The 25,029-nt window shown below is 71.9% G+C and carries 23 protein-coding genes and 2 pseudogenes; 8 read left to right on the top strand and 17 right to left on the bottom strand.

Annotated features, from left to right (window positions below; all coding sequences use genetic code 11):
- Window positions 1-22 precede the first annotated feature (22 nt).
- Complete coding sequence (locus tag ACYUD3_RS30415; RefSeq protein ID WP_470976743.1) at window positions 23-157, bottom strand: hypothetical protein; 135 nt, start codon at window positions 155-157, stop codon at window positions 23-25.
- A gap of 125 nt (window positions 158-282) precedes the next feature.
- Here ACYUD3_RS30415 and ACYUD3_RS30410 point away from each other — a divergent pair, with 125 nt between their 5' ends.
- Complete coding sequence (locus ACYUD3_RS30410; RefSeq protein ID WP_470976740.1) at window positions 283-897, top strand: class I SAM-dependent methyltransferase; 615 nt, start codon at window positions 283-285, stop codon at window positions 895-897.
- Between the two features lie 87 nt (window positions 898-984).
- Here the strand turns inward: ACYUD3_RS30410 and ACYUD3_RS30405 are convergent.
- Both ACYUD3_RS30405 and ACYUD3_RS30400 read right to left on the bottom strand, forming a co-directional pair.
- Window positions 985-1,517, bottom strand: a pseudogene (locus ACYUD3_RS30405) (ribonuclease FAU-1 family protein).
- A complete protein-coding gene (locus tag ACYUD3_RS30400) occupies window positions 1,498-2,424 on the bottom strand; it encodes a GNAT family N-acetyltransferase (RefSeq protein ID WP_470976737.1) in 927 nt (308 codons plus the stop codon). The pseudogene ACYUD3_RS30405 and the gene ACYUD3_RS30400 overlap by 20 nt, the downstream one beginning before the upstream one ends.
- 71 nt (window positions 2,425-2,495) lie before the next feature.
- On the opposite strand from ACYUD3_RS30400, the gene ACYUD3_RS30395 reads away from it, so the two are divergent.
- Window positions 2,496-2,870, top strand: coding sequence for a GntR family transcriptional regulator (locus tag ACYUD3_RS30395; RefSeq protein ID WP_470976734.1), 375 nt, complete (start codon window positions 2,496-2,498; stop codon window positions 2,868-2,870).
- Between the two features lie 320 nt (window positions 2,871-3,190).
- On the opposite strand, the gene ACYUD3_RS30390 is transcribed toward ACYUD3_RS30395, so the two are convergent.
- The 5 genes from ACYUD3_RS30390 to ACYUD3_RS30370 form a co-directional block, all read right to left on the bottom strand.
- Window positions 3,191-4,288, bottom strand: coding sequence for a DUF5925 domain-containing protein (locus ACYUD3_RS30390; RefSeq protein WP_470976731.1), 1,098 nt, complete (start codon window positions 4,286-4,288; stop codon window positions 3,191-3,193).
- Between the two features lie 240 nt (window positions 4,289-4,528).
- Window positions 4,529-5,329 (bottom strand): polysaccharide deacetylase family protein, encoded by an 801-nt coding sequence (locus tag ACYUD3_RS30385; RefSeq protein ID WP_470976728.1) that lies wholly within the window; start codon window positions 5,327-5,329, stop codon window positions 4,529-4,531.
- Complete coding sequence (locus tag ACYUD3_RS30380; RefSeq protein ID WP_470976725.1) at window positions 5,326-6,402, bottom strand: glycosyltransferase family 2 protein; 1,077 nt, start codon at window positions 6,400-6,402, stop codon at window positions 5,326-5,328. The genes ACYUD3_RS30385 and ACYUD3_RS30380 overlap by 4 nt, the downstream gene beginning before the upstream one ends.
- Window positions 6,399-7,226, bottom strand: coding sequence for a glycosyltransferase family 2 protein (locus tag ACYUD3_RS30375; protein ID WP_470976720.1), 828 nt, complete (start codon window positions 7,224-7,226; stop codon window positions 6,399-6,401). The genes ACYUD3_RS30380 and ACYUD3_RS30375 overlap by 4 nt, the downstream gene beginning before the upstream one ends.
- A 482-nt stretch (window positions 7,227-7,708) precedes the next feature.
- Complete coding sequence (locus ACYUD3_RS30370) at window positions 7,709-8,917, bottom strand: S8 family peptidase (protein WP_470976717.1); 1,209 nt, start codon at window positions 8,915-8,917, stop codon at window positions 7,709-7,711.
- A 322-nt stretch (window positions 8,918-9,239) separates the two neighbouring features.
- Between ACYUD3_RS30370 and ACYUD3_RS30365 the strand changes: the two genes are divergently transcribed.
- Window positions 9,240-10,034, top strand: coding sequence for an SGNH/GDSL hydrolase family protein (locus ACYUD3_RS30365; RefSeq protein WP_470976714.1), 795 nt, complete (start codon window positions 9,240-9,242; stop codon window positions 10,032-10,034).
- 13 nt (window positions 10,035-10,047) lie between these two features.
- Here ACYUD3_RS30365 and ACYUD3_RS30360 read toward each other — a convergent pair whose 3' ends face one another.
- From ACYUD3_RS30360 to ACYUD3_RS30345, 4 genes are all read right to left on the bottom strand, one after another.
- Window positions 10,048-11,652: a serine/threonine-protein kinase gene (locus ACYUD3_RS30360; RefSeq protein WP_470976711.1), complete on the bottom strand. Its 1,605-nt coding sequence runs from the start codon at window positions 11,650-11,652 to the stop codon at window positions 10,048-10,050.
- A gap of 44 nt (window positions 11,653-11,696) precedes the next feature.
- On the bottom strand, window positions 11,697-13,307 hold the full coding sequence (locus ACYUD3_RS30355) for a HoxN/HupN/NixA family nickel/cobalt transporter (RefSeq protein ID WP_470976708.1): 1,611 nt from the start codon (window positions 13,305-13,307) through the stop codon (window positions 11,697-11,699).
- Window positions 13,304-14,854, bottom strand: coding sequence for a tetratricopeptide repeat protein (locus ACYUD3_RS30350; protein WP_470976705.1), 1,551 nt, complete (start codon window positions 14,852-14,854; stop codon window positions 13,304-13,306). The genes ACYUD3_RS30355 and ACYUD3_RS30350 overlap by 4 nt, the downstream gene beginning before the upstream one ends.
- A 324-nt stretch (window positions 14,855-15,178) precedes the next feature.
- A complete protein-coding gene (locus ACYUD3_RS30345) occupies window positions 15,179-16,708 on the bottom strand; it encodes a DUF4331 domain-containing protein (RefSeq protein WP_470976702.1) in 1,530 nt (509 codons plus the stop codon).
- Window positions 16,709-16,916: 208 nt separating this feature from the next.
- Here ACYUD3_RS30345 and ACYUD3_RS30340 point away from each other — a divergent pair, with 208 nt between their 5' ends.
- The 3 genes from ACYUD3_RS30340 (at window position 16,917) to ACYUD3_RS30330 (ending at window position 18,753) form a co-directional block, all read left to right on the top strand.
- Window positions 16,917-17,462, top strand: a complete 546-nt coding sequence (locus ACYUD3_RS30340; protein ID WP_470976699.1) for a sigma-70 family RNA polymerase sigma factor — start codon at window positions 16,917-16,919, stop codon at window positions 17,460-17,462.
- Complete coding sequence (locus tag ACYUD3_RS30335) at window positions 17,459-18,346, top strand: anti-sigma factor (RefSeq protein WP_470976696.1); 888 nt, start codon at window positions 17,459-17,461, stop codon at window positions 18,344-18,346. The genes ACYUD3_RS30340 and ACYUD3_RS30335 overlap by 4 nt, the downstream gene beginning before the upstream one ends.
- 128 nt (window positions 18,347-18,474) lie before the next feature.
- Complete coding sequence (locus ACYUD3_RS30330; protein ID WP_470976693.1) at window positions 18,475-18,753, top strand: hypothetical protein; 279 nt, start codon at window positions 18,475-18,477, stop codon at window positions 18,751-18,753.
- A gap of 120 nt (window positions 18,754-18,873) precedes the next feature.
- On the opposite strand, the gene ACYUD3_RS30325 is transcribed toward ACYUD3_RS30330, so the two are convergent.
- Window positions 18,874-19,629: an ABC transporter permease gene (locus ACYUD3_RS30325; protein ID WP_470976690.1), complete on the bottom strand. Its 756-nt coding sequence runs from the start codon at window positions 19,627-19,629 to the stop codon at window positions 18,874-18,876.
- The gene (locus ACYUD3_RS30320; RefSeq protein WP_470976880.1) at window positions 19,626-20,498 is read right to left on the bottom strand and encodes an ATP-binding cassette domain-containing protein; all 873 of its coding nucleotides are present in this window, start codon (window positions 20,496-20,498) and stop codon (window positions 19,626-19,628) included. The genes ACYUD3_RS30325 and ACYUD3_RS30320 overlap by 4 nt, the downstream gene beginning before the upstream one ends.
- A 2-nt stretch (window positions 20,499-20,500) precedes the next feature.
- Here ACYUD3_RS30320 and ACYUD3_RS30315 point away from each other — a divergent pair.
- Window positions 20,501-20,650 (top strand): annotated as a pseudogene (locus tag ACYUD3_RS30315) (TetR/AcrR family transcriptional regulator); the annotation flags it as partial.
- A 69-nt stretch (window positions 20,651-20,719) separates the two neighbouring features.
- On the opposite strand, the gene ACYUD3_RS30310 reads toward ACYUD3_RS30315, so the two are convergent.
- The 3 genes from ACYUD3_RS30310 to hmgA all read right to left on the bottom strand — a co-directional run bounded on the left by ACYUD3_RS30310 (window position 20,720) and on the right by hmgA (window position 24,183).
- The gene (locus ACYUD3_RS30310; RefSeq protein WP_470976687.1) at window positions 20,720-21,856 is read right to left on the bottom strand and encodes a type ISP restriction/modification enzyme; all 1,137 of its coding nucleotides are present in this window, start codon (window positions 21,854-21,856) and stop codon (window positions 20,720-20,722) included.
- Between the two features lie 198 nt (window positions 21,857-22,054).
- On the bottom strand, window positions 22,055-22,804 hold the full coding sequence (locus ACYUD3_RS30305; protein ID WP_470976684.1) for a GntR family transcriptional regulator: 750 nt from the start codon (window positions 22,802-22,804) through the stop codon (window positions 22,055-22,057).
- Between the two features lie 20 nt (window positions 22,805-22,824).
- On the bottom strand, window positions 22,825-24,183 hold the full coding sequence (gene hmgA / locus ACYUD3_RS30300; protein ID WP_470976682.1) for a homogentisate 1,2-dioxygenase: 1,359 nt from the start codon (window positions 24,181-24,183) through the stop codon (window positions 22,825-22,827).
- A gap of 192 nt (window positions 24,184-24,375) precedes the next feature.
- Between hmgA and ACYUD3_RS30295 the strand changes: the two genes are divergently transcribed.
- Window positions 24,376-25,020, top strand: coding sequence for a nuclear transport factor 2 family protein (locus ACYUD3_RS30295; protein WP_470976679.1), 645 nt, complete (start codon window positions 24,376-24,378; stop codon window positions 25,018-25,020).
- Window positions 25,021-25,029: the final 9 nt, after the last annotated feature.

Genomic DNA, 25,029 nt, shown 5'->3' with positions numbered 1-25,029 from the left:
ACCTGTGACGGCCGGGCGCCGCTCAGCCGTCCGGCCACCACGTGCGGGCGATGTCCTGGCGGATCTCCGGGCGCGCGGCGGGGCGGTCCTCGGACTTCTCGCGGACGCGGCGGGACTCGGTCTTCTTCAGGGGCTTCTGCACGGTCGTGCGGCGCATGGCGGCCTCCTTCAGGGGCGGTGCCCCTTTGGGGGAGAGTGACGCATCCGGCGGCTTCTGTCAGTGGCGGCTGTCACGTCCCGCCGTCGCGGCCCGTTGTCAGTGCCGGGTGTCACCCTGTGGGCATGAGCGAACGACGTGGTGGTGCGGTGGCGGGCGGGGTCGACTGGGACCTGGCCGCGGCCTCCTTCGACGAGGCGGCGGATCACGGACTGGGCGACCCGGAGGTGCGGGCCGCCTGGGGCGCGCGGATGGACGGCTGGCTGCCCGCCCCGCCCTCCGACGTCCTCGACCTCGGGTGCGGCACGGGGAGTCTGGCCCTCCTCGCCGCCGAGCGGGGCCACCGCGTGACCGGCGTCGACCGCTCCCCGGCCATGCTGGACCGGGCCCGCGCCAAGCTCGCCGGGCACGCGGCGGACTTCCTCCTCGGCGACGCGACGGCCCCTCCGGTGGGGGACGCGCGCTACGACACCGTCCTCGTCCGGCACGTCCTGTGGGCCCTGCCCGATCCCGCGCGGGCGCTGCGCAACTGGCGCGGGCTGCTGCGGCCGGGCGGGCGGATGGTGCTGGTCGAGGGGGTCTGGGGGGAGATCACGCCGGTCGGGATACCCGAGGGGCGGGTGGCGGAACTGGTGGAGGCGGCGGGGGCGCGGGCGCGGGTGGAGCGGCTGGAGGGGGACGAGGGGTTGTGGGGCGGGCCGGTGGGGGATGTGCGGTATGCGGTGGTGGGGGTGGTGTGAGGGGGGCCTTCGGCGGGGGTGCGGGGTCGGGTCGGGGCTGGGGCTGGGGGTGGCCCCGGCCAGGAGCGGTACGAGGCTGGGGGTGCTCTAGTTCAGCAGCTCCGCCCAGTCCCCCCGCGTCGCCCGTGCCGCCAGTTCCTCCAGGGCCGCCGTCGCCGCTGCCGCCGCCTCCGGGTCGCGTTCCGGCAGGCCGCTCGCCGTGAACTCGTCCTCGTCCAGGCGGCGTACGTCCTTGCCGTCGGCGGAGCGCCAGAGGTCCAGGTCCAGGTCCTCGACGACGAGTTCGGCGCCGGAGCGGACCGCCGGGCGCGTGATGTCGCAGTACCAGCCCTTCAATTCGCCGGAGGGGGCGCGGACTTCCTTGACCGCGTACTGGGGGCACCTCCCACGCCTTTAAGGCAGTGGGGGAGGTCGCGCCAGTAGTGCTCGGTGAAGACGTCACCGGGCTCGAACGTGACGAAGCCGAAGTCGCGGATGCCCGGGGCGGCCCAGGGGGCGGTCACGGTGATACGGGTGCCGTCGTCCGAGACGAGCCGGGCGGGGTAACGGATCTTCGTGCGGCCGGACTTGACGAGGACGATGTCCAACTCGGCCGGTGTCTCAGTCGAGTTCGCGGACATGACGGATCTCCTTCGCGCAGGTGTCGTACCCGAGCCGCTTGTTGACCGCGAGCATCGGGGCGTTCTCCGTGTCGTTGCCGGTGAACGCGACCGTGCAGCCGGACTCGCGGGCGCGGTGCAGGGAGGCCGTCTTGGTGAGGGCGGCCAGGCCCTTGCCGCGGTGGGCGCGGGCGGTGCCGGTCATCGCCGAGAGGTAGCGGCCGGCGCCGTCGGTGTGGGCGACGCTGAAGGCGACCGGGCGGCCGTCGATGAGGGCGACCGTGGTGAGTTCGCGGTTCAGGTGCGGGTGGTTCCAGTTCTCCGTCCGCCACGCCTCGTAGTCGGTCATCTCGGCGCCCACGTCGGCCGGTTCGTCCGCGGTCACCTCCGCGTCCAGGAGGAACAGGGGGAGCGGGTCGGCCGTGAAGGCGGCGGCCGTGCGCAGTTCCACGCCGGGGTGGGGCGGGAGCGGGGGGAGGGGGGACGTCGTCAGGTCGCGGCGCAGGAAGTACGCCGAGCGGCTGGGGCGGTAGCCCGCGTGGGCCGCGTACGCGAGGTCGCGCGGGGTGTCCATGGCCCAGGTGTAGAGGCTGTGCGCGCCGAGTCCCGCCAGGTACTCCTCCGCCGTGCGGCGCAGGGCCGTGCCGGCGCCTCTGCCTTCGTGGGCCGGGTCCACGTATACGTTCAGGTACGCCTTGCCGGGTTCCGGGGCGTCGTGGGCCAGGCCGATCTGGGCGGTGCCGATGATGTCGCCGTCCGCCTCCGCCAGCAGTTTGCGGGCCTTCGCGTCCGGGTGGGCGTGGGTGGCGTCGTGGCGGACCGAGGCCGGGGTGAACAGGAGGTACGGGAGGGCGGCCTCGCGGACCGCGCAGAAGGCGGTCAGGTCGGCGGGGTCTTCGGGGCGCAGATCGCGCACGGTGATGGTCATATGAGCGCAGATTAGGGCGGGGCTGTGGACAGTCGCCTCCCATTTTCCCGGGGGTGCGGAAGAATCGGAGGGTGACCTTGAAGATCGACATCAGTGAGGGGGGCGCGCCCTATGAGCAGGTGCGCGCCCAGATCTCGGAGCAGGCCCGGGCGGGGGTCCTCCCGGTCGGCTACCGGCTGCCCACCGTCCGGGGCCTGGCCGAGTCGCTGGGCCTCGCCGCCAACACCGTCGCCAAGGCGTATCGCGCGCTGGAGGCGGACGGGGTGATCGAGACGAGGGGCCGCAACGGGACGTACATCGCCGCGGCCGGCTCCGCCGCGATGCGCGAACTGGCCGCCGCCGCCCAGGCGTTCGCCGAGCGGGCGCGCCGGCTGGGGGTCGGGGAGAGCACGGCGCTGGCGGCGGTGTCGGATGCGCTGCGGGCGGGGTTGGGGGAGCGGGGGTGAGGGCGCTTCGGCACCGCCGGGCCACCGCGTCGTGGCTGGGCGCCGTCGGGGCGGGGAGAGGGGGCCGGTGGAGTGGGGGGCGGCGGCTGGGGAGACCGGCGGAGTGGAGGGCGGCGGAGTGAGGACCGGCGGAGAGGGGGGCGGCGGAGTGGGGGGCGGCGGAGTGGAGGGCGGCGGCCGGGGAGACCGGAGCCACAAGTGCAGCCCCTTCCGTAGAGACCGGAGCCACAAGTTGCAGCCCTTCCGCGGAGACCGAGCTACAAGTGCAGCCCTTCCGTGGAGACCGGAGCTACAAGTGCAGCCCCTCCGCGGAGACCGAGCTACAGGTACAGCCCCTCCTCCGCCTTCCCCCTAGGCTCCGGCAGTGATGTCGGGCTCGTGCCCCGCTTCAAGGCGTACAGCTCTGCCAGTGTCGCGCCCTCTCTGCCGATGCCCTTCTCCGTGCCCAGCCAGGTCACCGATTCCGTTCTGGTCAGGGGGCCTACCTCGATGCGGGCCAGGCAGCGGCCGGGGCGGACCACCGCTGGGTGCAGGCGTTCCAGGTCCTCGTTGGTCGTCACGCCGACCAGGACGTTGCGGCCCTGGCCCAGCAGCCCGTCGGTCAGGTTCAGCAGCCGCGACAGCGCCTGGCCCGCCGTGTGCTTCGCCTCGCCCCTGATCAGCTCGTCGCAGTCCTCCAGCAGGAGCAGCCGCCAGCGGGACTTGCCGGCGGCGTCGTCCTCCCCGATCGCGATGTCCATCAGATAGCCGACGTCGGAGAACAGCCGCTCGGGGTCCAGGACGCAGTCGACCTGGCACCAGTCCCGCCAGGAGCGGGCCAGCGTACGCAGCGCGGAGGTCTTGCCGGTGCCCGGCGGCCCGTGCAGCAGGAGCAGCCGGCCGGCGATGTCCTGCGGCGTCGTCTTCATGAGGCCGTCCATCGCCTCCGCGACCGGCGCCGTGTAGTTCGCACGGACCTCGTCCCACGTACCGGCGGAGATCTGCCGCGTCGTGCGGTGCGGGCCCCGGCGCGGGGAGACGTACCAGAACCCCATGGTCACGTTCTCCGGCTGCGGCTCGGGCTCGTCCGCCGCGCCGTCGGTCGCCGCGCTCAGGACGCGTTCGGCGAGTTCGGAGGTGGTCGCGGTGACGGTGACGTCGGCGCCCCGGTTCCAGCGGGACACCAGCATCGTCCAGCCGTCGCCCTCCGCGAGGGTCGCGCTGCGGTCGTCGTCGCGGGCGACGCGCAGCACCTTCGCGTCGGGTGGCAGCAGGGTCGCGCCGCTGCGGACGCGGTCGATGTTCACCGCGTGCGAGTACGGCTGCTCGCCCGTCGCGAACCGGCCGAGGAACAGCGCGTCCACGACGTCGGAAGGGGAGTCGGAGTCGTCGACGGTGAGCCGGATCGGCAGAGCGTCGTGCGGTTCCTGGGCAGACATGCCGCCATGATCCGGCACGGGGGCGCCGGCCGCACCCCGTTTCCGGTGGCCGTGTCGCGGGGGTACGAAGGGCGTCGTGCCGCGGGGATATGCCGCCTTGAGCCGGGGTGGGGCAGCAGGCCTTGGCCCCAGCTCACCCCGAGTCGGAGCGGGCGCCGGCCCACACCCCGCCTCACCCCGAGTCGCAGCGAGCGTCCGCCCCCACCCCGCCTCCCCCCGAGCCGGCGTGGGCGCCCACCCTCACCCCAACCCCTCCACCACCCTCCTCCCCACCCACCGCGTCCGCCGCAGCACCGCGTACCCCTTCGTCAGCGCCCGGTCCCTCGCGAACGTCCGGGTCAGCGAGCGGCCGTCCAGGAGCCGTTCGAACTCCGGCAGGGCCGTGCGGCGGCGGACCGTCACCCGGCGCAGGGCGAACGGGCCCTGGGCGCGGCGGGCCAGGGAGTTGCCGACGGCCAGCGCCTGGGCGAAGCCGTGCTCGCGTACGGCCGTGCGGACCCGGCGGCTGGAGTAGCCGTACGGATACGCGAACGACACCGGCGGCGCGCCGAGTTCAGCGGCCACCAGGTCCCGGCAGCGGGCCAGTTCGGTGTGGAGCGCGGTGTCGGCGAGCTGGTCGAGCTGCGGGTGGGAGTGGCTGTGGCCGCCGATCTCCACGTCCGCCGCGGCGAGTTCGCGGATCTGCCGCCAGTCCAGCATCGTGTCGAGGCCGGCGCCGGTGCCGTGCGGGCCGTCGATCCAGCCGGTGGAGACGAACAGGGTTGCGGGGAAGGCGTGTTGGGCCAGTGCCGGGAGGGCGTGGCGGTGGACGCCCTCGTAGCCGTCGTCGAAGGTGATCAGGACCGGGCGGGCCGGGAGCGGGCGGCCCGAGCGCCAGCGGGCGGCGAGCGCGGCGGTGGTGAGCGGGGTCAGGCCGCGGTCCGCGATCAGCGCGAGCTGCTGCGCGAACGACTCCGGGGACACCGACAACTCCCTTGTGGCGGCGTTGGGTTGAGCGGAGATGGAGTGGTACATGAGGATCGGGACGCGGACGTCGGTCATGCGGGGGCCTCGCCAACTGGGCGGGCTTCGGCCTCAGTTGAGGAGTCGGCGTCAACGGCCTGCGCCGCGCCCTCAGTTGGGCCACCCCCACCCTCGTACCCCTCGATCGGCACCACCGCGAACGTCGTCCCGTTGCGCCGGGCCCGTACCGCCCCCACCGCGTAACCCCCCGCGGCCGTCAGCACCCCCGCCACGATCGCTCCCGCGCGCCTCGCCCCACCCGGGCGGGCCAGTAACGCATCACGCAGACCCCGTACCACCCCGGCTGGCAACACCCTTGTCGTGTACCGGCGTTCGGACTCCAGGCCCTTCTCTGTGCCGACGCTGCGGGCCACCAGTGCCTTCGACAGGCCCTCCGCGTAGGTGCGGGTCCTGAAGTAGGCGAAGTGCTCGCGGGCGGCGGGGACTTGGTGGTGGATGACGGCTCTGTCGTCGACGAGGAGGATCGCGTCGGGTCTCTCGCGGCCCAGGCGGATGCAGAGTTCGGTCTCCTCGCCGCCCATCGGGCGGGTGCCGCCGTCGCGGCCGATGCCGCTGGCGAAGCCGCCGACGAGGTCGAAGGCGGTGCGGCGGAAGGAGGCGTTGCCGCCGAGGATGTTGCGGACGCGGACCCGGCCGGGCGCGAGGCCCTTGTAGGAGCAGCCGACGACCCAGTCGAACTCCTCGGGGAACCAGTCGGGCCGCCGCCCGGACGACCAGACCGGCTCGCAGCGCCCGCCGACCGCGAGGACCCGGGGGTCGCTGTAGGGGTCGGCGAAGCGGCGCAGCCAGTCGCGTTCGGCGACGGCGTCGTCGTCGAGGAAGGCGATGACCTCGCCCCGGGACGCGGCGATGCCGGTGTTGCGGCCGGCGGAGAGGCCGCGCGGGCCCGCGTTGGGCAGGACCCGCACGTCGGCGCTCTCCTTGAACTCCCGGTCCAGCCGCTCCAGGAGCGCCGGGTTGTGGTCGACGACCATGAGGATCTCGCGCGCCGGGTGGCTCTGCGCCCGCACCGAGCCGGCCGCGGCGAGGCAGTCGTCCCAGCGGTCCTCGGTGTAGACGCAGATCACGACCGAGATGTCGAGCGGGATCACGGTGTACCGCCCGCGTCCAGCAAGGGCGAGCGCGGTGAACGGCGGCGCAGCGCACGGCGGTTGGAGCGTTCGCGGAGGATGACCCGCAGCACGCGTAAGCCGTCGCGCACGGCGCGTAAGTTGCTGACGCCGTGGATGCGCAGGTACTCGTGACTGGGTATCTCCTGCACCCTCAGACCCGCCTTGACGACTCTGATGTTGATCAGGGTCTCGATCTCGAAGCCGGTGCAGTCGAGGTCGATCTTGTCGAGGCAGTGCCGCCAGAACGCGTTGTAGCCGTAGCAGAGGTCGGTGTAGCGGGCGCCGAACTTGCGGTTGACGATCGCGCAGAGCACCCGGTTGCCGAGCCGGCGCACGAACGTCATGTCGTCGGTGCCGCCGCCGTTGGCGAACCGCGAGCCCTTGGCGAAGTCGGCGCCGGAGACCAGTGCGGAGACGTAACTCACGATCTCGCCGCCGTCGGCGGAGCCGTCCGCGTCGACCATGACGATGATGTCGCCGCTGCACGCCTCGAAGCCGGTGATCAGCGCGTCGCCCTTGCCGCGGCCCTGCTGCGGCACGACCTTGACGCCGGGCCACAGTTCCTCGGCGACACGGACGGTGGCGTCGGTGGAGTTGCCGTCGACCAGGATCACCTCGTGGATCCAGCCGGGCAGGGTCTTGAAGACGTAGGGAAGGTTCTCCGCCTCGTTCATGGCGGGGATCACCACGCTCACGGGCGGAGCGATGGCGAGGTAGGAGGTGACCGGCCGGTATTTCTCGATGGGCTGTGGTGGTGACGCCGGTTCCGGTACTGGTGTGACCGGTTGCAGAACGGAACTCATGGGTCTGGTCCCTCTCGTCCGGTGGACCGCCCGCCCCTGGGCGGCCCGGCGTTGAGTCCGGTTCGAAAGGGGGGTTTACCGCCCGGGCGGAGCCGGGCGAGCTGGCATGGCTGACCGGCCCCCGGACGTCCGGCGGCCGATCGCGCGGCACGGCCCGGTCACCCCGTTCGGGTCACCGGGCACGGCACCCCCCTACCGCGCCTCGCACCGGGGTCCGTCATGGCCCCCGAGCCCTCCCCTGGTGCCGCTTTCCGGCGGTCCGATGCGAGTGAGATGTATGACGGTATTGATGATTGAGCCCGTATGGCAAGACCTGGAACGAGGGCTCACGTTTTTGTTCTTTTGACCGTTACACATCCGGTCGTCCCGCTGCGGTTCCCTTCGTTCCCAGGGAAAAAAGTGTTCCCCGGAGGCTGGGAACGCCTCCGGGGAACCGGGTGGAGCGGGTATCCGTTATCGGGACACGAGGTGTCTCACAGGACTTACGGGACGAGCTTCAGCAGCCGGTTCGGGGAGCCGCTGCCGGGGCTGGTGACGGCGCCGGTGATGGCGCCCCCGGTCAGCGCCGTGGCGACCTGCGCCGGGGTCGCCGAGGTGTGGCCGGCGAGGTAGACCGCCACCGCGCCCGCGACGTGCGGCGTCGCCATCGACGTACCGGAGATGGTGTTGGTGGCGGTGTCGCTGGTGTACCAGCCGGCCGTGATCGAGGAGCCGGGGGCGAAGATGTCCAGGACCGAGCCGTAGTTGGAGTAGCTGGCGCGGGCGTCGGTGTTCGTGGTGGCGCCGACCGTGATGGCCTCGGTGACCCGGGCCGGCGAGGAGGAGGACGCGTTGGCGTTGCTGTTCCCGGCCGCGACCGCGTACGTGACACCGCTGGCGATGGAGTTGCGCACCGCCGTGTCCAGCGAGGCCGAAGTGCCGCCGCCCAGCGACATGTTGGCGACCGAGGGTCCTGAGTGGTTGGCCGTCACCCAGTCGACGCCCGCGATGACGCCGGCGGTGGTGCCCGAACCGGCGTTGTCGAGCACGCGGACGGCCACGATCCTCGCCCTCTTGGCGACCCCGTAGGTCGACCCCGCGATCGTGGTGGCCACGTGGGTGCCGTGGCCGTTGCCGTCGGAGGCCACGTTGTCGCCGTCGACCGCGTCGTAGCCGTACGAGGCACGGCCGCTGATCTGCGCGTGGGTGATGCGCACACCGGTGTCGATGACGTACGCGGTGACGCCGCTGCCCGCGGAGTCGGGGTAGGTGTACGTGCCCGACAGCGGCAGCGAGGTCTGGTCGATGCGGTCGAGGCCCCAAGGAGCGCTGGACTGCGTGGTGTCGGTCAGGTGGACCGTCTGGTTCTGCTCGACCGCCGCGACGTCCGGGTCGGCGGCCAGTCTGCGGGCCTCCTGCGCGGAGAGCGTCGCGGTGTAGCCGTTGAGGGCGGCGCCGAAGGTCTTGTCGACCTTTCCGCCGTACTCCTTGATGAGCGCCTTGCCGTCGGTCGAGGCGGCCTTGAAGCCGGCCTGGGACTTCAGGGTGACGATGTAGCTGTCCTTGACGGCGGTGGGGGAGCCGGCCGCGAGGACCTTGCCCTCGGCCGGGGCGGCCTGGGCGGGGAGTGCGGTGAGCCCGCCGACGAGGGCGGCGGCCGCCAGGGTGGCGGCGGCGGTTATACGGGCCTTGGAGCTACGCGGTTGTGCCATGACGAGGGGGTCCTCCTCCGGGCTGCGCCGCTCCCTGGGTAGGGGAGGGCGACGTGTGGGGGATGCGCACGGGGTCGTGCGCACATGGCCGTCGAATGTCGCGTTCCGTTCGCGGCTGAGGTAAAGCCTGGGTCATCTACAGGGGTAGAACAAGGGACCTGAGTGGTTGTCAACAAAGTTGACATGTGCACGAAACAAAATGATCCAAAAGGGGCCCGGAAAGATCCCGTTCGGGTAGCAGAAGTCTTGGCATGAACACTTCCGGTCAACACGCGTGGCTGCTACCACAGTTGTGGCAGAGATGCTGCTAAAGGGAGGTTCCATGAGACGTTCCCGAATTGCCGTATTCGTCAGTACGGCACTGCTCACCCTCGGCGCGGCCCTCAGCGGCGTGACCAACGCCCACGCGGCCACCGGCGGTTATGTCGCCCTCGGCGACTCCTACTCCTCCGGAGTCGGCACGGGCACCTACATCAGCTCGAGCGGCGACTGCAAGCGCAGCACCAAGGCGTACCCCTACCTCTGGAACGCCGCCAACTCCCCCTCGTCGTTCACCTTCGCCGCCTGCTCCGGCGCCGTCACGACCGACGTCCTCAACAACCAGCTCGGCGGCCTCAGTTCCTCGACCGCCCTCGTCACCCTCACCATCGGCGGCAACGACGCCGGCTTCACGGACGTCATGACCACCTGCGTCCTCAACGGCGACAGCACCTGCCTCAGCCGCATCAACACCGCCAAGGCGTACGTCGACTCCACCCTCCCCGGCCGGCTCGACAGCGTGTACAGCGCGATCAGCTCCAAAGCCCCCAACGCCCATGTGGTCGTGCTCGGTTACCCGCGCTTCTACCTGCTCGGACAGGTCTGCCTGGGCCTCTCCGACACCAAGCGCCAGGCCATCAACGACGCGGCCGACTACCTCGACACCGCCATCGCCAAGCGCGCCGCCGACCACGGCTTCACCTTCGGCGACGTACGCTCCCCCTTCGACTCCCACCTCATCTGCTCCGGCAGCTCCTGGCTGCACAGCCTCGAACTGCTGAACCTCGGTGAGTCCTACCACCCCACCGCCGCAGGGCAGTCCGGCGGCTACCTCCCCACCCTCAACGCCAACGACTGAGCCGCACGGCCTGCTACGAGGCTGACGGCGAAGGCGAGCCGGAGGTCCCGCTGGACGGGGTCTCCGGCTCACAAGTCACCGAGTACGGCACCGAGTTGGACCTGGCCTCGGCCGGCTGGCGCACCTCCACCCACAGTGCGCTGCCGAACGTCCCCGCCTGCGCGTACGCCGTCAGGAACACCCGCACCTTCTGCGAAGTGCCGTCCCCCGCACCGAAGTTCAGGGTCTGCCAGCCCGAGTCCGCCTGGCCGTCCTGGGAGACCCAGCGGTAGGAGACGGCCGCCGGGGTCCGGCCGACCGTGATGGTCGCGGTGAACGCCGGGGCGTCCGAGCGCGCGGGCGGGCAACTCCCGTCGTACTGCGTGTTGTTGCCGCTGACGGTCACCGAGACGGACTGCTTGGCCTGAGTCGGGGTCGGGCTCGGGGACGGGGAGTTGGGGGTTTCCTCCTTCGGGCTGCTCTGCACGGGCGGCGGAGTCACGCCCTGCGACTGGCTGTTGGTCTGGCCGCCGCCGGTGCTCTTGTCGCCGCCGCGGTTGTCGTTCAAATGCATCGCCAGGTACACGATCGCCGCGAGCGCCAGCGCCGCCGCGACCGCCACCGCGAGCACCCCCGCGCCCAGCACCCGGCTCCCCGCGCTCCGCGGCTCCCGCGCCAACGGGTCGGCGAGCGGCTGCTGTTGATACGCGGGCCGCTGATGCCTCGGCTCGTCGTACGACGGCTGCGGCGCCGCCACGGTCGGGCTGTACGGCGCGTACGGGGTCGTCGGCGCCGTCTCCTCGCGCGGCGTCCCGCCCGCCGCGACGATCCGCAGGTCGTGCTCCGCCCGGTCGGCCGGGAGCCGCTGGGCCGGGTCCTTGCGCAGCAGGCCGGCGATGACCGGGGCGAGCGGTCCCGCCCGGCGCGAGGGCGGCAACTCCTCGTCCACGATGGCCCGCAGCGTGCTGAGCGGGGTGTCGTGGCGGAACGGGGAGATGCCCTCGACCGCCGCGTACAGCAGCACGCCCAGCGACCACAGGTCCGACTCCGGGCCCGGGGTGCGGCCCATCGCCCGCTCCGGGGACAGGAATTCGGGCGAGCCGATGACCTCGCCGGTCATCGTCAGCGCCGCGCTGCCCTCCATCGTCGCGATCCCGAAGTCCGTGAGGACGACCCGGCCGTCGTTCGACAGCAGCACATTGGCCGGTTTCACGTCCCGGTGCAGCACCCCCGCGCCGTGCGCCGCACGCAGCGCCGACAGCACCTCGGCGCCGATCCACGCGGCCCGCGCCGGCTCCAACGGGCCTTCCGCCTCCAGGAGTTCGGCCATCGTGAGGCCCGGCACCAGCTCCATCACGATCCAGGGCCGGCCGTCCTGCATCACGACGTCGTAGACGGTCACCACGTTCCTGTTCGCGACCCGCGCCGCCGCCCACGCCTCGCGTTCCAGGCGGGCGTACATCCGCTCGACGTCCGAGGCGCCGAGCCCCGCGGGCGGGCGGACCTCCTTCACGGCCACCTCCCGGTGCAGGACCTCGTCACGGGCCCGCCACACCGTCCCCATGCCGCCCTCGCCGAGCGGCGTGAGCAGCCGGTACCGGTCCGAGATCAGCCGCTCACCGCCGGATTCCACCGACATCGTGCCCCCCTTCGCACCCTCTCGGGTACTTCCCCAAAATTAGCTCAGCCCAGTGCGGTTGCCGCCCCTTTGAGCATCAGTCCGACCCCGAGCACCACCACGACCAGCGCCGACCACAGCGGGAGATTCCGCTGCACGGCGGCCACGAGCGGGTGGGCGGTCCAGCGCGGTCCGCGCTCCAGGAGCCGGGTGGCGCCGCCGCCGAGCCGGACGACCGCGAAACCGGCGGCGGTGAGGGTGAGGGCCAGGCCGACGCCGTACGCGATGACCAGCAGCAGACCGAACCACGCCTGGCCGAGCGCCGCCGCGCCGACGAGGACGACCACCGCGGAGGGGCTGGGGACCATACCGCTGGCGAAGCCCAGGAGGAGGGTGCCGCGGAGGGTGGGGGCGGTTTCGTGGGTGTGGGTGTGGCCGTTGTGGGTGTGGGTGTGGGTATGCGGGTGGGGGTGTTCGTGGTTGTTGTGGTGATGGTGGTGCTCGGGGGCCGAGTGAGCGCCTGCCAGGGCCAGTTGGCGGGTCGGGGCGGGAGTGGGGGCGTGCGTGTGGGGGTGGCCGTCTCCGTGGTCGTGCGTGTGCCCGTGGTCATGGCTGTGGCCGTGTCCATGTCCGTTGCTTCGGTTGCGCCATGCCCTGCGTACGAGGGTCACGCCCGCCGCCGCTACCAGTGCGCCGCTCGCCACGCCCAGCCAGGTGATGACCGACGGGGCCGCGGCCGAGCCGGCGGTGACCAACAGGCCCAGGGCGACCACGCCGAGGGTGTGGGTCACCGTGACCGACGCGGCCAGGGGGAGGACGTCCTTCATGCGGGCCTTGCCGCCGCGCGCCGCCGCCGTCGCGGCCATGATGGTCTTGCCGTGGCCGGGGGCGACCGCGTGCATCGCGCCGAGCCCGATCGCGAGGAGGATCGCCAGCGCGGCGAAGCCGAGGGTGAGGTGCTGGCGGGCGACGAGTTCGTCCAGGGCCCGGGTCCAGCGGTCGGCGCCGCGCGGGAGGACGGCGGCGCCGGGGGCGTCGTCCGACTGCGCGGCGAGCGCCGGGCCGCCCGGCTCCAGGGTGAGGGAGGCGGTCGCCGTGTCCGCCGGGGAGGACAGCAACTCCTGCGGGTAGCTGGTGAGTTCGGCGGAGACGGAGGTCTTGGGCACGTCGGTGGCGGTGAGCGTCATACGGTCGCCCTGGGCGGTGATCTCCCGCCAGCCGGGGCCAGTTGAGGTGCCCGCGCTGTGGAAGCTCACCTCGACGTTCCGTTCCTCGGGGAGTGGAGCCGTCAGTCGGCACTCCACGCGCAGGGTGTCGAGGCCCGCTTGCCCCGGCCGTACTGCGGCCTTTGCGGACGCCGAAGTCAGCTTGACCGTACGGCCGTTGACGGTCAGTTCGCTCTCGGCCGCCGCCGTCGCGCAGCGCTGCTCGGCCCACGGGGTCAGGCCGCCGAGGCGTTCGATCGCCGGCTTCGCCTGGGTCGCCGGGATCTCCGCGAGGTCCTCCACGTGGGCGACGCGGAGCTGTCCGGGGGCGGCGACGAGGCCGTCGTAGCGGTTGACCGTGAAGTTGCCGAGTGGGTGCGCGCTCGCGCTGGCGGTGGGAAGGAGCGCGAGCGCGCACCCGGCCGTCAGGACGGCCGCGCTGGAGGCGAACAGCCGACGGGAGTTCGTCACTGACCCGCCTCCAGCGTCTTGAGGGCGGCGCGCGCGGCGCGGGCGCCGAGGGGGGAGAAACCGGGGTTGAGTTTCAGGGCGGCGCTCAAGTGGGCGCGGGCGTCGGCCTGTTGGCCGGTCGCGCGCTCGATCATGCCCTGGTGGTAGAGGAAGGACGCGTTGCGGTAGCCGGTCGCGGTGGCCTTGCGCGCGTACGGCAGCGCCTCCGCGTCACGGCCGTTGACGTGCAGGGCCCAGGCCAGCGCGTCCGCCGTGTGCACGGTCTCGCGGCGCCCCCACTCCGCCTGCGCCGCCTTCAGCGCCGCCGACTTGTCGCCGTGGTCGGCCGCCGCGAGGGCCGTGTCGAGGTCCGCGTTGACGCCGTTCGCGCGGGCCAGCGCCGTCCACGCGTCGACCAGCACGTACTGGTCGGCCGCCGTCGCCCTGTCGCCGTCCGCGCCCCGGGCCTCGTACAGCTCGCCCAGCTCGACCAGCGGGGCGGGCAGCGGGTAGCGGGCCACCACGTTCTCCAACCCCTTGATGGCCTGCGCCTGTTGGCCGCTCGCCGCCTGTGCCTTCGCCCTGCCCTCCAGCGCCGGGAGGTAGTTCTCGTCGGCGGCCAGCGCGCGGGCGTAGTCGGTCAGGGCGGTGGCGTAGTCGCCCTGGTTCCAGGCGAGTTGACCGAGCTGCGCGGCGACGTACGCGATGTCGCCGTTCGTCGTCGCGCTGCCGAGGGCCTGTTCCAGGACGCGGCGCGCGGTGGTGACGTCGCCGCGCAGCTCCTGTACATACGCGTACCGGGTGAAGACCGGGATGCCCGGACGGCGGGTGTCGGCGATCTCCGCCGCCGTCAACGCCTCGTCGTAGCGGCCGAGTTCGACCAGGGCGTCGATGCGGGAGCAGAGGGCGCGTTCGCTGTAGGGGTTCTCCTTCAGTACGGCGGCGGCGTGGGTGAGGGCGCCGGTGAAGTCGTGCCGGGCCGCCGCCAGGGCCGCCTGTCCGGCCAGCGCCTGCTCGTTGGCCGCCCTGATCTCCAGCGACTTCTTGAACGCCTTGTCCGCCTGGGGGTAGCGGGAGGGGTCGCCCTTCGTGCGGGCCTGTTCCACGTAGGCCAGGCCCAGGCTCGCCCAGCTGCCGAAGTCCCTTGGCTGGGTGCGGAGATGGGACTGGAGGGCGGTGATCGCGCTGTCGATGTTCCCGGTGTTCAGCAGGCCCGGGGAGAGGGCCGCCGCTGCCGCCACGGGAGCGGGTTCGCCGTCGCGGAGGGCGCCGAACGCGATGGCTCCGCCGGTCAGGGCGACGGCCAGGAGGCTTGCGCAGGCGCCGAGTTGGAGGGCGCGCCAGCGGGTGCCTGCGGCGCGTACGCGGCGGACGGCGGCTGTTCGTTCGTCGGTTCGGTCGTCGGTGGGGGAGGGGGGCTCGGAGGGAGGAGGGGCAGGGGTCTCGGGTGTCGGTGCCTCGGACTTCTCCGTCGCCGGGGTCCGAGGTGAACTTCCCTCCCCGGAGAGCGACTTGGGCTCCTCGGACGTCTGCTGCTCCGGCTCGCCGTCGTTCGTGCGCGGGGCCATGCCCTCTCCTCGTTCGCGTGGTGGTGCTTCGCCTGGTGGTGCGGTGGGGTGGCGCGGCCCGGGCCGTGGGGGATTCGGATGGTCCGGGCCGCGCCGGTCTGGGTGGCGGGCCGGGGAGGCGCAGTGGACCTCCCGGCCCGCCGGGGCCGGTGCGGGCGGGTGCGTGCGCCGCCCTTTCTTGCACCGGCCCGGTCTGGGGGGCCTGGCTCAACTCGGCCGGCCAGCCAAGCCTGTTGAGCGGTGCTCAACTCGGCTGATCTGCAAGGCCCGTTGAGTGAGGCTCAACTCGGCTGATCTGCAAGGCCCGTTGAGCGAGCGCCGCGCCTAGTACCGGCGCCGCCCTCGCAGCCACATCAGCCCGCCGCCGATCAGCAGGACGCCCGCCGCGCCGGCGCCCGCCGAGGCGGCGATCAGGGTCTTGTCGTCCGTCGCCGAAGTACCGGTCGGAGAAAGGGCGTTGCCGAGCTGGCCGGTGACGTCGCTCTTGGTGTCGACGCCCTTGGCGACGGGACCGCGCGAACCCTCGGTGGGCAGGGCGACGTACGGGAAGTACTTCTCGAAGTCCTTGTCGTTCTTGTCGACGGCGTCGCCCAAGTCGTTCTTGGCGCCGACCAGTTCACCCTCCATGACCTGGAGCGCGATGTCGACGACGTCGTCGCTGAGCCGGCGGCCGTTGGGGAAGCCGGCCGTGTCGCCGTCGAGGACGCCGAGCCGCTTGGGGCTCGCGTTGGGCTTGATCGAGGTGTTGAGCCGCAGCTGCTCCGAAGGCGTCACGTACGGCGGCTGGTTGAGACCTTTGACGCCCTTGAGGAACACGTCGACGAGGTCGTTGCGCGGCTCGGCGGGGGCCTTGATCTTGTAGATCGCCTCGATGAGCTTGGGCAGTTCGGGGTTGGTGACGTTCTTCAGGAACTGGGCGTCGTCCTTGGGCTGGGACGCGTTGAACTTGTCCTTGTCCTTGATGGGGTTGACGACCTCGTTGACCAGCGGGTTGCCCAGCCGCGAGACCTGCTCGTAGTAGCCGCGCGCGTTCTTGCGCTGGGTCGTCGACCAGATGCCGACGATCGGCTGGTGCGAGGACTCGCGGATCAGGTCGTTGGGGACCTGGAGGGCGATGGTGTTGACGTTGTAGCCCTTGAGGGTGTCGTTGCCGACCTCGGAGAGGTTCCCGCCGTAGAGGAGGTCGAAGACGCGCAGGTCGAGGAAGAACGGGTCGTCGGCCTGGCCCGCGAAGCTCTGGCCGCCGCTCGTGAGCTTGTAGATCGCCTGGTCGCGCAGCTTGGCGTAGTCCGGCATGGACGCCTTGCCCACGTTGGACGGGGCGACCGGCGCGTCACTCGCGATCTTCGTGCGGTGCTGCTCCTTGCCCTTCTTGAACTTGATCAGCTCAAGGTCGTAGGTCTGGGTGATGTTCAGGTTGGGGTCGTCGAGGCTCTTCACCGCGCCGGTGTTGTAGAGGAACGTCTTCTTGTTCTTCACGTGCGTCTTGAAGGTGTAGCGGAAGGTGAGGTCCTGCTTCGCGTCACCGTCGCTGTCGATGTTGAGGTCGTACTGGGCGTCCTCGGCGAACTGGAAGAAGTTCGGGCCGCCGGCCGGCTCCTCGAAGGGGATCCAGTTCGCGACGAGCGTCGTGGTGTCCGGCTTGTCGGGGCTGACGAACGCGTAGACGTCGGTGTTGTCGTACTGCGGGGTGCCGGAGATCAGGGGGGCCTCGCGGTGGCTGGAGGCGTTGGCGACCCCCGGGGCCAGCAGAGCCGCGCCGGCGGCCGTCATTCCGCCCGCGGCGAGCGCGCCGCACAGAAGGGTCGCGATGCTCCTGCGCCGCGCGGCGCCCCTGGAGAGAGAAGTCGTCATGCCGTCCGTCCTGAAGTCCCAGCTTGCTTGTGACGGATGGGGATACGGAGGCAGGAGGGCGATCGGATTGGTCAATCCGAAAAAAATTATTTTCATCTCCGACCCGCGCTTTCCCCTTTCTGATCCGTACCTCCACCGGAGGTGTGTGCCCGTGCGAGTGCCTGGAGTGGCAGGTCGGCCCGGCTGTGGCCGCGGAGAGGGGAACCGCGTGGAGGCGGACGAGCTGCTCGTGCTCGTGGCCCAGGGCGACCAAGGGGCGTTCGAGCGGCTGTACACGATGGTCTCCGGACCGGTGTTCGGCCTCGTCCGGCGCGTGCTGCGCGACCCCTCCCAGTCCGAGGAGGTCGCCCAGGAAGTGCTGCTGGAGTGCTGGCGCACCGCGCCCCGCTTCGACCCCGGCCGCGGCAGCGCGCTCTCCTGGATCCTCACCCTCGCCCACCGCCGCGCCGTCGACCGGGTGCGCAGCGTCCGCGCGGCCGGCGAACGCGAGCAGCGCGAGGCCCTGCGCGACCACCAGCCGGCCTTCGACCACGTCGCCGAAGAGGTCGAGGCGGGCCTGGAACGCGAGTGGGTACGCCGCTGCCTGGGCCGGCTGACGACGCTCCAGCGCCAGTCGGTCACCCTCGCCTACTACGACGGCTACACGTACCGTGAGGTCGCCGAACGGCTCTCCTTGCCGCTCGGCACGGTCAAGACGCGGATGCGGGACGGACTCACGCGGCTGCGCAACTGCCTGGGAGGTGCCGCCGCATGAGCGTCCTCGACCGCCTGCTGCGCAGGGAGGACCCGCACTCGCTGGCGGCGCCCTACGCGCTGGACGCCCTGGAGGGCGACGAGCGGCGCCGCTTCGAGAAACACCTCGCCTCCTGCGGGGCGTGCGCGGCCGAGGTGCGCGCGCTCGCCGAGGACGCCGTACGGCTGGCCTGGTCGACGGCCGCGGTGCCGCCGGCCGGGATGCGGGAGCGGGTGTTCGCCGCGGTGCAGCTGACTCCGCAGGAGCCGGCGGGGGCGCGCGGGGGGTATCGGGAGTCGCGTGAGCGGAGTGAGCGGCGGGGGGAGTCGCGTGAGCGCGCGGACGGTGTGCGCGAGCGTACGACTCAGCTTCCGCCGCACGTTTGGGGCGCGCAGCCGCCGCCCGGGCGCTCACGGGCCGCCCGCGCACGCCGTCCGCTCTTCGCCCCCTTCGCGACGGTCACCGCCGCCGCGGCTCTTGTGGTCGCCGCGCTCTTCGCCGTCCAAGCCCGGGAAACCCAGGGGCAGTTGGACACCGCGCAGACTCAGGCGCGGCGCATCGCGCACGTCCTCGCCGCGCCCGACGCCCGTGCGAGCAGCGGCAAGGACACCGAGGGCCGCGGTATCGGCGTGATCGCCTCGGTCGCGGAGGGTGAAGCGGTCGTAACCCTCAGCGGGTATGGGGAGTTGGGGGGTGGGCAGGTGCATCAGCTCTGGCTCATGCGACCCGCCGAGCAGCCGCGCTCGCTTGGTCTTTTCTCGGCCGACACGCCCTTGGTGGCAACGGGACTTGAGACCGACGCGACGTCACTCGCTGTGACGGTCGAGCCCGACGGCGGGTCACCTCAGCCCACTTCGCAGCCAGTTGTCCAACTCGCCCTGAAATCGGTTGGATTCGGAGAGTAATCGCGGGGGATTTGTCAACCCCCTTGCGGAGAAGGTGAATCATGAGGACGGGATACACGCGTGCCCTGAGGGGGAGATAGGGTTAACCTGCCCGGGGTCGGGTGGACTCGTACGGGTGGGGAGTGACGATGGAACAGATAACGATGCGCAGCAGGGCGAGGGTCCCGGCGATCACTTGCGGTAGCAGCGCGACCAGTTCGCGCCTTGACCGACATCTGTCGGTGCTGTCCGGACCTGCGATACCACAGCAGAAAACTGTCGAGGCGACCTCGCTCATGCTGGAGCTGACCTCCCGCGACAGGAGCACCCAGCAGACCAGCGACCAGGGCAGCCGGCTCAGCCGGGTCTCCCTCTTCGCGCCACTGCGCCGGCTGCGCCGTACGCTTTTCGGCGGTCGCCGGCACTGACGTCACGCCCCGCGCTCAGGCGCCCGCCGCGTCTCCCCGCCATCCCCACGGCACGCGGCGGCGTCAGGTGTACCCGCCCGAGCGCGGGCCAACTCCCCTTGTTCTGCTGGCGCGTTCACCTCACCCACCGACACGCGCGTAGCGCCGAACCGCCCACGGCGCGCACACCCCGATCAGCAGCGCACACCACCCCAGCGCCCCCATCACCGGATGCCCTTCAGGAATGGGGGAGTTGCCGAAGAGATGGCGTACGGCGGCGGCGACCGCGCTGATCGGATTCCACTCGACGGCCACCCGCAGCCATTCCGGGAGCCCGTCCGCCGGCAGATAGGCGGTGGACAGCATCGGCAGCAGGAACGTCGCACTCCCCAACTGCCCTGCCGCTTCCTCGCTTTGAGAGGCGAGGCCGAGCGCGATCCCCACCCAGGCGCACGCGCACCGGAACAGCAGCAGAAGCCCCACCGCCCCGAGCGCCGCCAGCGCTCCGCCCTCGATCCGCCACCCCATCGCGAGCCCCACCAGTATCAGCGGCACCAGCCCGGCCGCCGTCACCAGCGCATCGGCCGCCACCTGCCCGAGCGGCACCGCCGCCCGGCTCACCGGCAGCGTGCGCAGCCGGTCCGTCACCCCCCGGTGCAGGTCCTGCGCCGCCGTGAACATCCCCGCCATGATCCCGTTCGCGCCCAGCGCCGCCAGCATCCCCGGCACCAGGAACGCCCGGTACTCCCCGGCCGGCATCGCCGGCGCGCCGCCGAGGACGTATCCGAAGAACAGCAGCAGCGCGACCGACATCGCCTGGGTCAGTACCGGCAGCGCGGGGGCGTGCCGCAGCCGCAGCAGCTGGCGGCCCAGCATCGCCGTACCGTCATGGATCATCGCTGCGCCTCCTCACGGGCGGTCAGCCTCAGGAACACCTCGTCCAGCGTGGGCAGTCGGAGACTGACGTCGGCCAACGGGACGCCGGACGCGTCGAGTTCACGCACCAGCCGCGGCAGAGTCAGCTCCGGGTCGAGGACCACCACCCGGGCGGTGCGGCGCTGGTCGTCAAGTACTGGGAGTCTGCCGGTGAGTTGATCGAGTACGACCGCCGCGGCGGGCAGCGCGGCCGCTTCCGTGACCGTGACCTCGGCCAACCGGCCCAGCCGGGACTTGAGTTCGGCGGGCGTTCCCCGGTGTGCGACCTTGCCGTCGCCCATCAGGACGATCTCGTGGGCGAGTTGGTCCGCCTCCTCCAGGTACTGCGTCGTCAGCAGCACCCCCGTCCCCTCCGCCGCCAGCTCCCGCACGGCGTCCCACACCCACGCCCGGCCCCGCGGGTCGAGCCCGGCCGTCGGCTCGTCGAGAAACAGCACCTCCGGCCGTACGACGAGACTCGCGGCGAGGTCGAGCCGCCGCCGCATCCCGCCCGAGTACGTCCCCACGACCCGGTCCGCCGCCCCCGCGAGCCCGAACCGCTCCAGCAGCTCGCCGGCCCGCCCCTTCGGCGCCCGCAGCAGCCGCAGATTCTCGGCGCCGGTCAACTCCGTGTCCACGGAGGTCCGTTGCCCGGCCACCGCGATCCTGCGCCGCACCCCGGCGGCCTCGCGTACGACGTCCAGACCCGCCACCCGCGCGGTCCCGGCGTCCGGCGCCAGCAGCGTCGTCAGAATCCGCACCGCCGTCGTCTTGCCCGCCCCGTTCCGGCCCAGCAGCCCGCAGACCGTGCCCGGCGGGATCTGGAGGTCCGGGCCGACCGGCTGAACCAGAGGTGATCTGGGCGCGTCCCGAGCGGGCCGGGCGGGGGCCCAGGCCCGCGTACAGCCGCGCCGACATCGCGGCGGCGGCCGTCCGGGTCGCCGACGCGGACGGGCTCGACGCCGTGTCCATGCGGCGGGTCGCGGCCGAGATCGGGTGCGGGTGCGTTGTGGCTGATCGCGCCCACGCGGCGGAGCCGCAAATAGATACAGCCCCGCGCCCCTGAAGTTTCTTAGATCAACGCCAGTTGGCCTTCTGGGCCTTCCTCTTGGTGATCCAACACCGATGCCGGTACTCGGTAGTTGCTCGGTGCTGGGAATAGGCCCTTCTCTCGCAAGTTCCCCAACTCGTGCTCGACCCTCATCCCCTCCCCCTCCTCCGCCAGCAGCGTCAACACCGTTACCAGCTCAAGGAGTTCGCTCGTCCAGCCTTGTGGCCAAGTCGTCGGGACGATCGACTCCAGGGTGCCGTTCTTCTCCCCTGACTCCCCCGTCCTCGCCCCCAACCACTCCTCCAGCACCCGGAGTTCGCCGTGGCGGAAGTTCCACGCCTCCCTTGGGACGGGGGAGATCTTGCCCTCGTTCAAGTGGAGGGTCTCCTCCTCCAGGGTGTAGCGGATCTCGGTCGGGCGGGGTGGGAGGGGGGCTCGGACGTAGGGGCGGCGGCCGCCGGGAAGTTTGGGGCGGGTGCCGTCGCGGCGGTGGAGCCAGAGGATGCGGTGGCCTTTTTCGGTGCCCTGTGACCAGAGAGCGGGGTCACTCGTCAGGGGGACCCTGAGATCGGGGGTCGTGGTCGCCACGATCCATGCCAGGACGTCCTCGGGGCTCGGGGTCGCCCCTAGGTGGTGGGCTAGGTGGTCCTGGAGGCCCGGGGCCAGGTTCGGTTCCCGGCCGCCCGGGCGGCGGTACAGGGGGCGGATCCGGGACGGGCGCAGCAGTGGGAGGTGGGCGCTGGGGAGGAGGCCGTCCGGGGTCTCCACCAGGAAGATCTGGTGGGCGTCGGCGACCCGCCACAGCTCGGGGCGGGCCGCGTCGATCAGGCGGTGGTCGGGGAGCAGCCAGCGCTCGTCGTAGGGGGAGTGCAGGACCCTTACGGGCTGCGGGCAGGGGCCGGAGGCGTGGGTGAGGCGGTCGGTGTCCGTGGGCTGGCCGGGGAGCTGGGGGACGGCCGAGCGCAGGGTGCGGGCCCGGGTCGGCTCGAAGAGGGCTTCCCGCTCCGCGCCCGCCGCCCGGATCAGCGTCTCCCAACGGGACTTGAGCACGGCCGCGTCCGTGGCCGCCGGCCACCCCCGACCGAGCTTCGGCGGTGCGACGGACCACGGCATGAGGTCCGCGAGCGGCGGAGCGTCGTCGTGCGTCACGCAGGGCATGGTACGACGCCGGGGTGGGGGAGGGGCCGGGTGTCCTTACGGGAACATCCTTAGGGGGCGGTCACCTAGGGGAGGTCACCTAGGGGCGCTCGCCTAAGGGGCGTCCACCCTTAGGGGACGTTCGCCCAGGGGCGGTCACTTAAGGGGCGTCCAGCCGAACTCCGCCCAGCCGAACTCCACCCAGCCGAGCCCCGTCCCCTAAGGCGCGTCCAACGTCACCGTGAACGAGAACCGGTCCCCCCGATAGTGGATCACCGCCACATCCAGCACCCGCCCCGCCGGATCATGTGTCACCCCCGTGTAATGCAGGATCGGACTCAGCAGCGGCACCCCCAGCAGCCGCGCCGTCTCCGGGTCGGCCAGTCTTGCCGCCACCGTGTCCGTGATGCTCCCGATCTCCGCCCCTACGACGTCCCGCAGCACCTTCGTCATCGGGAACCGCGACAGGTCCTCCGGGTCGATCCGCGCGGCGAGTTCGGGGCGGACCCAGTTGCGGGCGTGGTTGGTCGGCTCGCCGGTCGACTCGTCGCCGCGCAGGCGGTGGTACGCCATGACCTCCGCCAAGTCCGGGAAATATGACGTCAGTTCGGGAGGCGTCGGCGCCGGACCTTGCGCCAGCAGCTCCGTCCGCATCCCCGACTGCTGGGCGACGATCGCGTCGACCGAGCCCAACAGGCGTACCGGCATACCCCGTTGGGCCGTCGGTTCGATGAACGTGCCCCGGCGCCGGTGCCGGGTGATCAGCCCCTCGGTCTCCAGTTCCTTCAGCGCCTGCCGCATGGTCAGCACGCTCACCCCGTAGTGCGCCGCCAACTGCTCTTCTGTGGGCAGCCGGAGCGGGTCCGAGGGCGAGCGGCCGAGTATCGACGCGCGCAGGGACTGCGAAACCTGGTACCAGAGCGGGAGTTTCCGGTTCAGGGTCAGGGAGTCGGGGGCGAAGGAGGTCACGGGGGCATCCAACCGCAGGCTCAGTCTTGGGGGTTGCCGAAGTCCCGGACGGCACCGGTGACTTGGCCGGCTCCGGCGCCCCGGAAGTGCCGCTCCAGCCCGCCCCACACCTCGTCGTACCCCTCCTGGAGATGCTCTCCGGCGTGCGCGGTGAGGGTGAGCGGCCAGCGGGTCTCGAACATGAACGCCAGTCCGTCGTCCACGCGTTGGGGCCGCAGGTCGGCGCCGCTCGCGCGGTCGTACGTCGCCCGGTCGGGGCCGTGCGCCGACATCATGTTGTGCAGCGAGCCCCCGCCCGGCACGAACCCCTCGGCCTTGGCGTCGTACGCGCCCTCGATCAGGCCCATGTACTCGCTCATCACGTTGCGGTGGAAGTACGGCGGCCGGAACGTGTCCTCGCCGACCAGCCAGCGCGGCGCGAACACCACGAAGTCGACGCCGGCCAGGCCGGGGGTGTCCGAGGGGGACGTCAGGACGGTGAAGATCGACGGGTCGGGGTGGTCGTAGGAGATGGTGCCGATGACGTTGAAGCGGCGCAGGTCGTAGACGTACGGGACGAGGTTGCCGTGCCAGGCGACGACGTCGAGCGGGGAGTGGTCGTAGGTCGCGTGCCAGAGGTTCCCACAGAACTTGTTCACCACCTCGACGGGGCCCTCGACGTCCTCGTACGACGCCGTCGGCGCCCTGAAGTCCCTTGGGTTCGCCAGGCCGTTGGCGCCGATCGGGCCCAGGTCGGGGAGGCGGAAGGGGGTGCCGTAGTTCTCGCAGACGTAGCCGCGCGCGGTGGCGTCGAGGAGTTCGGCGCGGAACCGGACGCCTCGCGGGATCAGCGCGAACTCGCCCGGCTCGGCCTGGAGTTGACCGAACTCCGTGTGCAGGAGGAGGCCGCCGCGCTCGGGGACGATCAGCAACTCGCCGTCGGCGTCGGAGAACACGCGGTCCATGCCGGCGTTCGCGTGGTAGAGGTGCACGGCCATGCCGGTGCGCTGCGTGACGTCGCCGTTGCCGCCGACGGTCCACAGGGACGCCAGGAAGTCGGTGCCGGGCGCGGGCTCGGGGAGGGGGTTCCAGCGCAGGCGGTTGGGGTCCGGTGTGGTCTCTGTGAAGGGTCCCGTACGGATCGCGCCGTTGTCCGTACGGGTGAACGCCGGGTGCGCGGCGCTCGGGCGGACGCGGTACAGCCAGGAGCGGCGGTTGTGGGCGCGCGGCTCCGTGAACGCCGTGCCGCTCAGCTGCTCCGCGTACAGGCCGAGCGGGGCGCGCTGCGGGGAGTTGCGGCCCTCCGGGAGCGCCCCCGGCACCGCCTCCGAGCTGTGCTCATTGCCGAAACCGGTGAGATACGCCAGCCGTTCGGCGGTCTTCCGCGCGTCCGCGCCCATCGTCGCTCCCTCGCGTCGAATCCTATGGACCACCGTAGGATTGCCGCCGCCGCGCCGCAAGGGGCGGCCCGGCTCTCCCTCTCAGGTACTCCCTAGGGGGACTCGGGGGTCCTCTAGGGGGACGACCAGGGATGACGAGAACCAGACTCCAGGGGGATTCGCGGGTCCGCCCGCTGTCCTAGGCTCAGCCGCATGTCGTGGAAGCGTGGATCTCTCGCCGCGCTCGTGGTCTGTGTCCTGCTGCCGGCCGGACTCGCGGGCTGTGGCTCGGGCTCCGGAGCCGTCGCGGGAGACGGGAAGAACACCGTGTCGACCGCCCCGGTCGGCAAGGTCCTGGAGCGGACGGACGAGGCGGGCCGGCACTACCGGGAAGTGCCGGAGAAAGGGGCGCCCTCGGTGGGCCTCCAGGTGACCCCGGAACCCGACGGCAGCTGGGACATACGGCTCACCCTGCGCGACTTCGCCTTCTCCGCGCCCGGCGCCGCCACCGCCGTGCCCGGCCGGGGCACCGCCCGTCTCTACGTCGACGGGAAACCCCTCGCCGACCTGCGCGTCCCGCGCTACCGCATCGCCGCCGGGTATCTGCCGCACGGCACCCATCACGTCACGGCGCGGCTGTACGCGGACGACGGGACGGTGTGGGCGGTGGACGGGAAGCCGGTGGAGAACACGGCGGACATCACGGCGTCGGAGACGGACGGATCACCGTCCCCTACGGGAGCTCCCTCACCTACGGGAACCCCTAAGGGCAGCGCTTCCCCTAAGGGAGCCCCCGCCCCTAAGGGAGACCCTTCCCCTACGGGAAGCCCCTCACCTACGGGAACCCCTAAGGGATGAGTGGCCCAA

The organism is Streptomyces sp. AMJ-169 (assembly GCF_055597585.1).
The sequence above is the reverse complement of the archived record's forward strand: the minus strand, read 5'-3'. Positions and strand labels throughout refer to the sequence as shown.

Bases quoted from the DNA above. Each gene is read 5' to 3' on its own strand.
- ACYUD3_RS30415 (WP_470976743.1), bottom strand. From the start codon at position 157: ATGCGCCGCACGACCGTGCAGAAGCCCCTGAAGAAGACCGAGTCCCGC.
- ACYUD3_RS30410 (WP_470976740.1), top strand. From the start codon at position 283: ATGAGCGAACGACGTGGTGGTGCGGTGGCGGGCGGGGTCGACTGGGAC.
- ACYUD3_RS30400 (WP_470976737.1), bottom strand. From the start codon at position 2,424: ATGACCATCACCGTGCGCGATCTGCGCCCCGAAGACCCCGCCGACCTG.
- ACYUD3_RS30390 (WP_470976731.1), bottom strand. From the start codon at position 4,288: ATGTCTGCCCAGGAACCGCACGACGCTCTGCCGATCCGGCTCACCGTC.
- ACYUD3_RS30385 (WP_470976728.1), bottom strand. From the start codon at position 5,329: ATGACCGACGTCCGCGTCCCGATCCTCATGTACCACTCCATCTCCGCT.
- ACYUD3_RS30375 (WP_470976720.1), bottom strand. From the start codon at position 7,226: ATGAGTTCCGTTCTGCAACCGGTCACACCAGTACCGGAACCGGCGTCA.
- ACYUD3_RS30370 (WP_470976717.1), bottom strand. From the start codon at position 8,917: ATGGCACAACCGCGTAGCTCCAAGGCCCGTATAACCGCCGCCGCCACC.
- ACYUD3_RS30365 (WP_470976714.1), top strand. From the start codon at position 9,240: ATGAGACGTTCCCGAATTGCCGTATTCGTCAGTACGGCACTGCTCACC.
- ACYUD3_RS30360 (WP_470976711.1), bottom strand. From the start codon at position 11,652: ATGTCGGTGGAATCCGGCGGTGAGCGGCTGATCTCGGACCGGTACCGG.
- ACYUD3_RS30350 (WP_470976705.1), bottom strand. From the start codon at position 14,854: ATGGCCCCGCGCACGAACGACGGCGAGCCGGAGCAGCAGACGTCCGAG.
- ACYUD3_RS30345 (WP_470976702.1), bottom strand. From the start codon at position 16,708: ATGACGACTTCTCTCTCCAGGGGCGCCGCGCGGCGCAGGAGCATCGCG.
- ACYUD3_RS30335 (WP_470976696.1), top strand. From the start codon at position 17,459: ATGAGCGTCCTCGACCGCCTGCTGCGCAGGGAGGACCCGCACTCGCTG.
- ACYUD3_RS30330 (WP_470976693.1), top strand. From the start codon at position 18,475: ATGGAACAGATAACGATGCGCAGCAGGGCGAGGGTCCCGGCGATCACT.
- ACYUD3_RS30325 (WP_470976690.1), bottom strand. From the start codon at position 19,629: ATGATCCATGACGGTACGGCGATGCTGGGCCGCCAGCTGCTGCGGCTG.
- ACYUD3_RS30310 (WP_470976687.1), bottom strand. From the start codon at position 21,856: ATGCCCTGCGTGACGCACGACGACGCTCCGCCGCTCGCGGACCTCATG.
- hmgA (WP_470976682.1), bottom strand. From the start codon at position 24,183: ATGGGCGCGGACGCGCGGAAGACCGCCGAACGGCTGGCGTATCTCACC.
- ACYUD3_RS30295 (WP_470976679.1), top strand. From the start codon at position 24,376: ATGTCGTGGAAGCGTGGATCTCTCGCCGCGCTCGTGGTCTGTGTCCTG.